Origin of the sequence: Pseudomonas sp. BP6 (genome assembly GCF_017875935.1) — a bacterium.
GTDB lineage: Bacteria > Pseudomonadota > Gammaproteobacteria > Pseudomonadales > Pseudomonadaceae > Aquipseudomonas > Aquipseudomonas putida_Y.
Genome location: NZ_JAGINI010000001.1, coordinates 3,675,802 through 3,688,036 on the forward strand (window position 1 = coordinate 3,675,802; position 12,235 = coordinate 3,688,036).

Annotated in this window: 10 protein-coding genes; all 10 read right to left on the reverse strand. The window is 62.0% G+C overall.

What is annotated here, in order from left to right:
* Positions 1-10: 10 nt before the first annotated feature.
* The 10 genes from astD to acs all read right to left on the reverse strand — a co-directional run bounded on the left by astD (position 11) and on the right by acs (position 12,194).
* Positions 11-1,474, reverse strand: coding sequence for a succinylglutamate-semialdehyde dehydrogenase (astD, locus tag J3A98_RS16690; RefSeq protein ID WP_209967399.1), 1,464 nt, complete (start codon positions 1,472-1,474; stop codon positions 11-13).
* Entirely contained in the window at positions 1,475-2,503 is a 1,029-nt protein-coding gene (astA, locus tag J3A98_RS16695; protein WP_176685229.1) for an arginine N-succinyltransferase, read from the reverse strand.
* A 78-nt stretch (positions 2,504-2,581) separates the two neighbouring features.
* Entirely contained in the window at positions 2,582-3,601 is a 1,020-nt protein-coding gene (gene aruF / locus J3A98_RS16700) for an arginine/ornithine succinyltransferase subunit alpha (protein WP_209967401.1), read from the reverse strand.
* A gap of 147 nt (positions 3,602-3,748) precedes the next feature.
* Positions 3,749-4,969 (reverse strand): aspartate aminotransferase family protein, encoded by a 1,221-nt coding sequence (locus J3A98_RS16705; RefSeq protein ID WP_176685228.1) that lies wholly within the window; start codon positions 4,967-4,969, stop codon positions 3,749-3,751.
* 602 nt (positions 4,970-5,571) lie between these two features.
* The gene (gene argR, locus J3A98_RS16710; RefSeq protein WP_021783461.1) at positions 5,572-6,552 is read right to left on the reverse strand and encodes a transcriptional regulator ArgR; all 981 of its coding nucleotides are present in this window, start codon (positions 6,550-6,552) and stop codon (positions 5,572-5,574) included.
* A gap of 98 nt (positions 6,553-6,650) precedes the next feature.
* The gene (locus tag J3A98_RS16715) at positions 6,651-7,415 is read right to left on the reverse strand and encodes an ABC transporter ATP-binding protein (RefSeq protein WP_028699586.1); all 765 of its coding nucleotides are present in this window, start codon (positions 7,413-7,415) and stop codon (positions 6,651-6,653) included.
* A gap of 22 nt (positions 7,416-7,437) precedes the next feature.
* On the reverse strand, positions 7,438-8,136 hold the full coding sequence (locus J3A98_RS16720; RefSeq protein ID WP_176685226.1) for an ABC transporter permease: 699 nt from the start codon (positions 8,134-8,136) through the stop codon (positions 7,438-7,440).
* Entirely contained in the window at positions 8,133-8,822 is a 690-nt protein-coding gene (locus tag J3A98_RS16725) for an ABC transporter permease (protein WP_176685225.1), read from the reverse strand. The genes J3A98_RS16720 and J3A98_RS16725 overlap by 4 nt, the downstream gene beginning before the upstream one ends.
* Before the next feature lie 88 nt (positions 8,823-8,910).
* Positions 8,911-9,696: an ABC transporter substrate-binding protein gene (locus J3A98_RS16730; RefSeq protein ID WP_012051577.1), complete on the reverse strand. Its 786-nt coding sequence runs from the start codon at positions 9,694-9,696 to the stop codon at positions 8,911-8,913.
* A 536-nt stretch (positions 9,697-10,232) separates the two neighbouring features.
* On the reverse strand, positions 10,233-12,194 hold the full coding sequence (gene acs / locus J3A98_RS16735) for an acetate--CoA ligase (protein WP_176685224.1): 1,962 nt from the start codon (positions 12,192-12,194) through the stop codon (positions 10,233-10,235).
* Positions 12,195-12,235 lie beyond the last annotated feature (41 nt).

The window sequence follows — 12,235 nt, forward strand, 5'->3', positions numbered from 1 at the left end:
TGACCTGTTGTTATAGGGTGACGCCCGGCGTCAGGGTCGCCGGCAAGGCAAGGCTGGCGGTCTCCAGCGAAGCCACGGGGTAAGCGCAGTAGTCGGCTGCGTAATAGGCACTGGCGCGATGGTTGCCACTGGCTCCCACACCACCGAACGGCGCGCTGCTGGCAGCCCCCGTCAGCTGTTTGTTCCAGTTGACGATGCCGGCGCGACTGCGTAGCCAGAAGTACTGGTAGCGGGCTCGCGAATCAGACAATAAGCCAGCGGCCAGGCCATACTGGGTGTTGTTGGCTTCATCGATGGCAGCATCGAAGTCGGCGTAGCGGATCAACTGCAGCAGCGGGCCGAAAAACTCTTCGTCCGGGCGGTCAGCCACGGCGGTGACATCGACAATGCCCGGGGTCAGCAGTGCGGCATCGGCCTGTGGCTGGGTCATTTCCAGCAGTTTCACGCCACCTTTGGCGGCCAGTTCGGCCTGGGCCGCAAGCAGCGCCCGAGCCGCCTGCAGCGAAATCACCGAGCCCATGAAAGGCGCCGGCTGCTCATCGAACGCCCCCACCGTGATGGTTTTGCACACCTCGACCAGGCGCGCGATCAGCGCATCGCCCCAGGCGCCTTGCGGTACCAGCAGGCGCCGCGCGCAGGTGCAGCGCTGGCCAGCGGAAATGAACGCCGACTGGATAATGGTATACACCGCCGCGTCGAGGTCCTTGACCTCGTCCACCACGAGCGGGTTGTTACCCCCCATTTCCAGGGCCAGGATCTTGTCTGGGCGCCCTGCGAACTGTTGATGCAGCAGGTTGCCGGTACGGCTGGAGCCGGTGAAGAACAGGCCATCGATACCTGGGTTGGCGGCCAGAGCCACACCGGTTTCGCGTGCGCCCTGCACCAGGTTCAGCACACCCGCCGGCAGGCCGGCAGCAATCCAGCAGTTAACGGTAAGCTCAGCGACCTTGGGGGTCAGCTCGCTGGGTTTGAACACCACGCAGTTGCCTGCCAGCAGCGCCGGCACGATATGGCCATTGGGCAGGTGCCCGGGGAAGTTGTAGGGGCCGAACACTGCCACGACGCCGTGAGGCTTGTGCCGCAGCACAGCCGTGGCATCGGCCAGCGGGCCACTCTTTTCGCCGGTGCGCTCGCGGTAGCTCTGTACCGAAATCGCCACCTTGTTGATCATGCTGGTGACTTCAGTCGCAGATTCCCACAGCGGCTTTCCGGTTTCCTCGCCAATGCACTGGGCCATGGCTTCGGCATGCACTTTCAACTGCGCGGCAAACTTCTCCAGCACATCGATACGTGCCTCCAGGCTCAACTGCGCCCAGGCCGGGAAAGCCTGCCGCGCAGCCTGCACGGCAGCGTCGACCTGGCTGGCGTCAGCGCCCTGCCCTTGCCAGATCACGGCCTGTGTCACCGGATTGAGCGACTGCAGGGTTTCACCCTGGCCGGCCTGCCAACTGCCTGCGATGTAATGCGTGGTCATTTACTGGGCCTCCCGGCTGGCCGACAGCGGCACGGCGCGCACATTGTCGCCGACGCCCATGCGCAGGCGCTTGGCGGTCAACGGGTCGACCACCAGAGTACCGGCAGCCAACCGTGCAGGTGCAGCAGTGATACGGCAGTCGTCGCGCTTGCGGTTGTGGATGATGAAAGGGGTCGCGTCATCGCCTGGCGTACCGATCGCCAGCACCAGGGTCTGGCTCTCGCGCACGGCGCGGATCTTGGCAGTGTCACATTCGATGGCCGGGCCGGCGTCGAAGATGTCGACGTAGCCCTGGTAGTTGAAGCCTTCCTGCTTGAGCATGGCCAGCGCCGGCTCGGTGTCTTTGTGCACGCGGCCGATCACGTTGCGCGCGGCCTCGGACAGGAAACAGGTGTACAGCGGGAACTTGGGCATCAGCTCGGCGATGAACGACTTGTTGCCCACACCGGTGAGGTAGTCGGCCTGGCTGAACTCCATCTTGAAGAAATGACGACCCAGGCTTTCCCAGAACGGTGAACGGCCCTGCTCGTCAGACATGCCGCGCATCTCGGCAATGATTTTCTTGCCGAAAAGCTCCGGGAACTCGGCAATGAACAGCATACGCGCGCGCGACAGCAGGCGGCCATTGAGGCCGGAGCGGTGGTCGCTGCGCAGGAACAGCGAGCACAGCTCGGAGTTGCCAGTCAGGTCGTTGGCCAGGAACAGCGTCGGGATTTCGCGGTAGATCTTCAGCTCCTGCGAGGCGCTGACCGTCAGGCCGACCCGATAGTTGTACCAGGGCTCACGCAAGCCGACGGCGCCGGCGATGGCGCTGATGCCCACCACCAGACCTTCGTCGTTTTCCAGCACGAACAGGTAATCGGTGTCGCCACGCTCAGCCTCGCCACGAAAGCTTTTTTCCGCCCAACCAACGCGATGCCCCAGGCGCTCTTCGTTGGCCGGCAGCGTAGTCAGCCCGGTGGTGCCGGTGCTGCGTGCCAATTCGATCAACGCAGGCAAATCGCTGCTGCGTACAGGACGAACGATCATGCTATCTCCTTGTGCGGCGGCATCGGCCGCCGCGAAACTCTGCTAACGCATCAATCCCGAAACGTCTGTTGCCAGACCTCAAACCGCAACCAGGCGCACGCTGGCGCCCTCGCCCACGCCCAGCGCGTCGGCTGCAGCCACGCTCAGGCCGACCGGTTTGCCAGGCACCCAGTCCAGGTCCAGCAACACCGCGCGGTAGTCTTGCAACAGACCGTTGCACACCAGGTACGGGCGCCCGCCCTTGGCCGGGGCCTCTTCGATCTTCACCGGGACCACCCGGCTCTGAGCGATCGAGCGGATGCCAGAGGTGCGCGCATGCAGGGTCGGGCCGCCGTCGAAAATGTCGATGTAGTGCTCGGTCTCGAAGCCTTCGCGCATGAGTATGTCGAAGGTGATCTGTGCCCGCGGATGTACCTGGCCCATGGCTTCCTGCGCCAGGTCTGGCAGCAACGGCACGTAGATCGGGTAATGCGGCATCAGCTCGGCGAGAAAGGTACGGCTCTTCAGGCCGCACAGCCGCTCGGCGTCGGCATAGTTGAGGTCGAAGAAGTTGCGGCCGATGGCGTCCCAGAACGGTGATTCACCCTGCTCGTCGCTGAAGCCGACAATCTCGGTCACCACTGAATCGGCGAAACGCTCCGGGTGCGCAGCCATGAACAGCAGTCGGCCGCGCGAATTGAGCTCGGCCCAGCCACTGTTGACCAGTTCCGGCGCCACATAGAAGCTGGTCAGCAGGCTGTTGCCGGTCAGATCGTGACACAGCGACAGCACATGGATCTTGTTGTGTATCTTCAGCTCACGCGAGGCGTGCACGAATGTTTCGTTACGAAAACTGTAGAACGGCTCAGAGTACCCAGCCGAAGCGACGATGGCCGAGCAGCCGGCCAACTTACCTGTTTCACTGTCTTCAAGCACGAAAAAGTAACTCTCTTCACCGTTAAAGCTGACCTCGGCGGCGAAGGATGTCTCAGAGGCGGCAATCTTGTCGCCCAGACGAGCAGTGTCGTCCGGCAGCGAGGTGACACCAATGGGGCTGTCTGCAGCCATGCGCTGCACGTCGTTCAGATCAGCCATTTGCGCGGGGCGCATCACCAGCATGGTGTCACTCCTTTGGAATACGGGCCGTTCACGGCGGCACGGAAAAACGGCAGGCGCCCAGGCACCTGCACTGGAATCGGGTATCGCCGGCCCGGTTCAGCCTCGTGCCGAGGCTGGGCCGGGGCCGGCGAAAGGACCGCTGGCGGATCAGCCTTTGGTCAGTGTGGCCACAGCGCGTTCGAAGCGATCCAGGCCTGCGTCGATGTCGGCGTCTTCAACCACCAGACTTGGCGCGAAGCGGACCACGTCCGGGCCGGCCTGCAGCACCATCACGCCTTCTTTCTCGGCAGCGTTGAGCACGTCCTTGGCCTTGCCTTGCCAGGCCTCGGCCAAGACGCAGCCCAGCAGCAAGCCAACGCCACGCACCTGGCTGAACAGGCCGTACTGCTGTCCGATCTGCTCCAGGCGGGTTTTGAAGCGCTCGTGCTTTGCCTTGATACCGGCCAGGGTTTCCGGGGTGTTGACCACATCCAGCACAGCGCAGGCAACGGCGCAGCCCAGCGGGTTGCCGCCATAAGTGGTGCCGTGGGTACCAACGGCCAGGTGCTTGGCCAGCTCGGTGGTGGTCAGCATGGCGCCAATCGGGAAGCCGCCGCCCAGGCTCTTGGCACTGGTCAGAATGTCCGGGGTCACGCCGTAGTGCTGGTAGGCATACAGCGAGCCGGTACGGCCCACGCCCGTCTGCACTTCGTCGAAGATCAGCAGAGCGTTGTGCTCGTCACACAACTTGCGCGCGCCTTCCAGGTAGGCCTTGTCGGCCGGCACCACGCCGCTCTCGCCCTGGATCGGCTCGATCACCACGGCGCAGGTCTTGTCGGAAATCTGTGCCTTCAACGCTTCCAGGTCGTTGTACGGCACATGGCTGATACCGGTGATCTTCGGGCCAAAGCCATCGGAGTACTTCGGCTGGCCACCCACGCTGACGGTAAACAGGGTGCGACCGTGGAAGCTGTTCACGGTGGCGATGATTTCGTGCTTTTGCGGACCGAAGCGGTCATGCGCCACACGACGGGCCAGCTTGAAAGCGGCCTCGTTGGCCTCGGCGCCGGAGTTGCAGAAGAACGCGCGGTCGGCAAAGGTGGCGTCCACCAGCTTGTGGGCCAGGCGCAGGGCCGGCTCGTTGGTGAACACGTTGGATACGTGCCAGAGGGTGTTGGCCTGTTCAGTCAGGGCCTTGACCAGTGCCGGATGGCAGTGGCCCAGGGCATTGACCGCGATGCCGCCGGCAAAATCGATCAGCTCGCGACCCGACTGGTCCCAGACACGGGAACCCTCGCCTCGCACAGGAATGAAGGCCGCCGGAGAATAGTTGGGGACCATCACCTGGTCGAAATCGGCACGTTGCACCGGGGCTTGCTCAACGGACATCTGAGTCTCCTGAAGAGGAACGCTGGCCTGGAAGTGGCGAGCGATGGGGGGATTGTAAGGACTGATCCGCGCCTGTCCTTGCGGCCAAGCGACAACTTGTTACAGCGCAAAACCCAGTTTTGACAAGGCTTTCGGCAATGCGACAAACACTGTCGCAATCGCGCAGTGTACGGGAGAGAGGGAGCTGGGTGAACGGGTGTTCACACAGGATTGTGAGGGGGCGGGATGTACGGGTGTTCACACAGGATTGTGAGGGGGACAGGATGTACGGGTGTTCACATAGGATTGTGAGGGGGCAGGATGTACGGCGATGTTGATGTGTTGACGGGGAGATCGAGCGCCGCCCGCGCGGCGCTTCGCGGGTAAACCCGCTCCTACGTTCGTTTCGGGCCAGTCCATCCTGTGCCTGGCGCGCGCGACCGCCTTGTTGGTACGACGCGATATCGAGATAGGCACCCAGGCGTTCGCGCGCAAATGCCACAGGCATAACTGGCCCGAAACAAACGTAGGAGCGGGTTTACCCGCGAAGCGCCGCGTGGGCGGCGCTCGATTTGCGCCCCAACACCACCCCCAAGGCATACACCCCGAACCCACCCGAAATCTCAGCCCTTTTCAGCCGGCGCCGAGCTCAACTCAAACGGGCTGCTGCTGCGTCGCTGATTACGGTCTTCCCGCGGCGTGGCACCAAAGAAGTTGCGGTAGGCACTGGAAAAATGCGGCCCCGAGGAAAAACCACAGGACAGCCCGATCTGGATGATCGACTTGCTGGTCTGCATCAGCATCTGCCGCGCCTTGTTCAACCGCAACTCCAGGTAGTACTGGCTGGGCACGCGGTTCAGGTACTGTTTGAAGATACGCTCCAACTGCCGACGCGACACACACACATGCTGGGCAATCTCGTCGGTGGTCAGCGGCTCTTCGATGTTGGCTTCCATCAGCAACACCGCCTGAGTCAGCTTGGGATGACTCGAACCCAGGCGGTTCTGCAGCGGGATACGCTGGCGCTCGCCACCCTCGCGGATGCGCTCGACCACCAGCTCTTCCGACACAGCCCCAGCCAGCTCAGCCCCGTGATCGCGCGCCAGCACCGCCAGCAACAGGTCGGTCACGGCCATACCACCGCAGGCGGTCAGACGGTCGCGATCCCAGTCGAACAGGTGGCTGGTGGCGATGACCTTGGGGAAGCGTTCGGCAAAGTCATCCTGCCAGCGCCAGTGCACGGCTGCCCGGTAACCATCGAGCAGGCCCAGCATTGCCAGCGGATATACCCCGGCCGACAGGCCACCGATCAGGCAGCCACTGCGCGCCAGTTGCTTGAGCGCCGTTGAAAAGGCAGCCCCCATCGCCGCAGGCGGCTCGTCGGCCAGCAGAAATAGCTTGTGGCAACCCTCCAGGCGGCCGAGCCACGGCTCGCCCGGCAACCGCCAGGCACCTTCCTGCGCAGGCTCGGCCTGCAGGAAGACCAACTCGTAGACCACATCCGGATGCACCCGCTGCGCCACCAGCAACACTTCCTCGGCCAACGCCAGGGTCAAAGGCCTGGTGCTGGGCCAGATGAGAAAACCGATTCGCTGGGTGGTCATAGGGTACGGTCCGAAACCTGAGGTCGTTCGAGTCTGTGCGCCGGGTCAGGCTGCGCTCGCCGCGCAGCATGCCCTATTCTGGTGCAAAAATGCAGCTTTTACTTCAGGCTGCCGGAGAGGAACTGCTTCAGGCGCTCCGACTGCGGGTTGGCCAGCACTTCACGCGGGCAGCCGGTTTCTTCCACCAGGCCTTTGTGCAGGAACACCAGCTGGTTGGACACCTCGCGAGCAAAGCCCATTTCATGGGTCACCACCACCATGGTCCGACCTTCCTGGGCCAGCGCCTGCATTACCTTCAGCACATCACCTACCAACTCAGGGTCAAGCGCCGAGGTCGGCTCGTCGAACAGCATGACCTCCGGCTCCATGGCCAATGCCCGGGCAATTGCCACACGTTGTTGCTCACCACCCGACATATGCCCGGGGAAGGCATCCTTGCGGTGGGCAACGCCGACCTTGGCCAGGTAGTGCTCGGCCTTCTCCAGGGCTTCCTTGCGGTTCACTCCCAGCACGTGCACCGGCGCTTCGATGATGTTCTCAAGCGCAGTCATGTGCGACCACAGGTTGAAGTGCTGGAACACCATCGACAGGCGTGAGCGCATGCGCTGCAATTGACGTGGGTCGGCGGCCTTCAGTGCGCCATCCTTGCCGGCGACCAGCTTCAGCTCTTCGTTGTTGAGCAGGATCTTGCCGGCGTGCGGCTGCTCCAGCAGGTTGATGCAGCGCAGGAAGGTCGACTTGCCCGAACCGCTGGAGCCGATGATGCTGATGACGTCGCCGGCCTTGGCCGCCAGCGACACGCCCTTGAGCACTTCGTGGCTGCCGTAGCGCTTGTGCAGGTCTTGGACTTCGAGTTTGTACATGCTGTCGATTCTCACAAAGCGGTCAGTGCTTGCGCGGCGCCAGGTAGCCGAGCCAGCGGCGTTCGGCCATCTTGAACAGGCGCACCAGGATGAAGGTCAGGCACAGGTAGAACACGCCCGCCGTGATATAGGCCTCGAAAGGCAGGTAGTACTGGGCATTGACCGTGCGCGCAGCACCGGTGATGTCGATCAGGGTAACGATCGACGCCAGGCTGGTGGTCTGCAGCATCATGATCACTTCATTGCTGTACTGCGGCAGTGCCCGACGCAGTGCCGATGGCAGCAGGATGCGGCGGTACATTTTCATGCGCGACATGCCCATGGCCTTGGCGGCCTCGATCTCGCCATGCGGCGTGGCCTTGAGGCTGCCGGCAATGATTTCGGCGGTATAGGCACTGGTATTGATGCCGAACGCCAGGCAGGCGCAGAAGGTGGCACTGGACAGCAGCGGCCAGAAGATACTCTCGCGCACCGCTTCGAACTGGGCCAGGCCGTAGTAGATCAGGAACAGCTGCACCAGCATCGGCGTGCCACGGATGACGTAGGTGTACAGCCATGCAGCAAGGTTGACCACCGGCTGCCTGGATACTCGCATCAGGCCCAGTGGCACAGCCGCCAACAGGCCGAAGAAAAGCGAAATCGCCAGCAGCTTCAGGGTGGTCAGCAGGCCGCCGAAGTACATCGGCAGCGCTTCCCAGACGACGTTGTAGTCGAAAATCATAGTTCAGCCACCTTGACGCCCACCGAGTAGCGGCGTTCCAGATACTTCAGGGCCAGCAGCGAGACACTGGTCAGCACCAGGTACAGCGCCGCCACTGCCAGGAAGAAGGTGAAGGGTTCGCGGGTGGCGTCAGCCGCCTGCTTGGCCTTGAACATCATGTCCTGCAGGCCGACGACTGAAATCAGTGCAGTAGCCTTGGTCAGCACCAGCCAGTTGTTGGTGAAGCCCGGTATGGCCAGGCGGATCATTTGCGGCACCTGGATGCGGAAGAACACTTGGCGGGGGCTCATGCCATACGCCACGCCCGCCTCGGCCTGGCCCTTGGGAATACCCAGGAAGGCCCCGCGGAAGGTCTCCGAGAGGTAGGCGCCAAAAATGAAGCCAAGCGTACCGATACCCGCAACCAGCGGGTTCAGGTCGATGTAGTCGTCGTAGCCGAGCAGCGGCGCCACCCGGTTGATGATGTCCTGCCCGCCGTAGAAGATCAGCAGGATCAGGACCAGGTCCGGAATACCACGAATCACCGTGGAATACAGATCGCCCAGCCAGGCCAGCCAGCGCACTGGCGACAAACGCAGCGCCACACCGATCAGGCCGAGCACGATGGCCAGGGCCATCGACGACAGGGCGAGCTGCAGCGTCAGCCACGCCCCGTCGAGGATGACTGCCCCGTAGCCTTTCAACATGATGAGGTCCTCGACCTAGAGAATGAAAAATGGTGCAAACCTCAGAGCCTCTGCTGTTTGCACCATTGCACAGGTGAAACCCGACGTCTTACTTCGAGTCTGGACCGTAGATGTCGAAATTGAAGTACTTGCTCTCGATTTCTTTGTACTTGCCGTTGGCACGGATGGCGTCGATAGCCGCGTTGATGCGGTCGACATTCGCCTTGTCACCCTTGCGTACGGCGATACCGATACCGTCACCGAAGTACTTGGCATCGGTGAAGGCCGGACCTACGAACGCGAAGCCCTTGCCGGCATCAGTCTTGAGGAAGCCGTCTTCCAGCAGGGTGGCGTCAGCCACGGTGCCGTCGAGACGACCCGCAGCGACGTCCAGGTAGATTTCGTTCTGGGTACCGTAAGGCACCACGGTGGCACCTTTGGCACCCAGCACTTCCTTGGCGAAGCGGTCGTGAATGGAGCCGCGCTGCACGCCGATCTTCTTGCCTTTCAGTTCATCGAGGCTGTCGCTGACGGTAGTGCCGTCCTTCATGACCAGGCGCGCCGGAGTCAGGTAGTAGCGCTTGGTGAAGTCGACCGACTTCTTGCGGTCATCGGTGATCGACATGGACGACAGGATAGCGTCGATCTTGCGCACCTTCAGCGCCGGGATCAGGCCGTCGAATTCCTGCTCGACCCAGGTGCACTTGGTTTTCATCTCTTCGCACAGGGCGTTGCCGATATCGTAGTCAAAGCCGGCAATGCTGCCGTCAGGTTGCTTGAAGGCGAAGGGTGGGTAAGCAGCTTCGATACCGATTTTCAGCGGTTTTTCATCAGCCTGCGACACCAGGGAAAACACAGACAGCGCCAGGGCGCCAAGCAGTGCGAGCTTCTTCATCAGGTAACTCCATCGGTACGGGGCAATACAAGGCAGGTAACGGCTGCCCGATATGCGAATGAGTACAACGCGAGCCGCGCAGGGTTCGACCAAGGCCGCATACCACGAGCGAGTGAGTGGCATTTTAACGACAGCCCGGTAGTCGATATTTCTTCAAAGCGACAACTACTTATAGAAGCGCCTGAAACCGCCGCGAGCGATGTTGACAGCCAGTGCAGAATATGCAATGGCGCAAGAAATAGAACCTATAGACCTAGCAATTCCTGGGCCTATTATTGGCAAAGCCTTGTACGACGGCAAGTGTAGCGTGCCGTGATGCACAAAATGGCGACCCCGACGCACCGAAACGGGCCGGAATTGTTTCCTCGCGCCCCGAACCTGTGCAGGGCCGGTGACAGAACAGTTACCGATGATTGTCGGGTAACAATGCAAAAGCGGGCTTGCCCGCGAATGCGTGAGGTCAGGAGACAGCTTAGCCTGAACTGACGCATTCGCGGGCAAGCCCGCTCCTACAAGGGGTATTGCCGGCGAGGGAATTAGGCCGAAGCCAGGCTCATCGCCTTGTGGGTATCGATCAGGTGCTGCACCACACTCGGGTCGGCCAAGGTCGAGATATCGCCCAGCGCGTCGTATTCACCGGTGGCAATCTTGCGCAGGATGCGGCGCATGATCTTGCCCGAGCGGGTCTTCGGCAGCCCCGGCGCCCACTGGATCACATCCGGCGAAGCAATCGGACCGATCTCCTTGCGCACCCAGTTCTTCAGCTCCAGGCGCAATTGCTCGCTGGCCTCGATGCCGGCATTGAGGGTGACATACACATAAATGCCCTGCCCTTTGATGTCATGCGGCACGCCAACCACTGCAGCCTCGGCAACCTTCGAGTGCGCGACCATGGCGCTTTCGATCTCGGCAGTCCCCATGCGGTGGCCGGACACGTTGAGCACGTCATCCACACGGCCGGTAATCCAATAGTAACCATCCTCGTCACGGCGCGCACCGTCGCCGGTGAAGTACATGCCACGGAAGGTCTTGAAGTAGGTGTCGACGAAGCGGTCGTGGTCGCCGTACAGCGAACGCGACTGACCCGGCCAGGAGTCGAGGATTACCAGGTTGCCTTCGGCAGCACCGTCGATCAGGTTGCCCAGGTTATCGACCAGTGCCGGCACCACCCCGAAGAACGGACGGGTCGCCGAACCCGGCTTGAGGGCAGTGGCGCCAGGCAGCGGACTGATCAGGATGCCGCCGGTCTCGGTCTGCCACCAGGTATCGACGATCGGGCAACGCTCCTTGCCGACGGTCTTGTAGTACCAGTTCCAGGCCTCAGGGTTGATCGGCTCACCCACCGACCCCAGCAGGCGCAGGCTGGAACTGTCGGCGCCCTCAACAGCTGCCTGCCCTTCAGCCATCATGGCGCGAATGGCAGTTGGCGCTGTGTAGAGGATGTTGACCTTGTGCTTGTCGACGATCTTCGATACGCGGGTAATGTCCGGGTAGTTCGGCACGCCCTCGAACAGCAAGGTGGTGGCGCCGTTGGCCAGCGGGCCGTAGACGATATAGCTGTGGCCGGTGACCCAACCGACGTCGGCCGTGCACCAGTACACCTCGCCCGGGCGGTAATCGAATACGCGTTCATGGGTCAGCGCGGCGTAAACCAGGTAACCGCCTGTGGTGTGCAGCACGCCCTTTGGTTTGCCGGTGGAACCGGAGGTATAAAGGATGAACAGCGCCTCTTCAGCACCCATTTCTTTGGGTGCGCAGTGGCTGGAGGCCACTTTCATCAGGTCTTCGTACCAGATGTCGCGGTGCTGGTGCCAGGCAATGTCGCCACCGGTGCGCTTGCACACGATGATTTTCTGCACGCTGCTGGTTTCAGGGTTGGTCAGCGCCAGGTCGACATTGGCCTTGAGCGGGGTACGACGACCACCACGCACGCCCTCATCGGCAGTGATCACCACCTTGGACTCGCAGTCGATGATGCGACCAGCCAGTGCCTCGGGCGAGAAGCCACCAAACACCACCGAGTGAATCGCACCAATGCGGGCACAGGCCAGCATAGCGACCACAGCTTCAGGGATCATCGGCATGTAGATGGTGACCACGTCACCACGGTGCACATCCTGGCCACGCAGGGCGTTGGCGAACTTGCAGACCTGCTCGTGCAACTCGCGGTAGGTAATGTTGCGGTGCTCGGAAGGGTCGTCACCTTCCCAGATGATGGCCAACTGGTCACCGCGCTCTTCAAGGTGGCGGTCCAGGCAGTTGGAGGAAACGTTCAGAGTGCCGTCGGCGAACCACTTGATATCGACATGGTGGTCGTCGAAGGAGGTCTGCTTGACCTTGGTGAACGGCTTGATCCAGTCGATACGCTGGGCCTGCTCGCGCCAGAAGCCGTCCGGGTTGATCACCGATTGCTGGTACATGGCCTTGTAGGTGGCCTCGTCGGTCAGGGTAGTGGCCGCAACCTCGGGACGAACGGGATACAGTGGAGCCGCACTCATCTGTGTTACCTCGGTGTAATAGTTGTTTTTGTATGGAACCG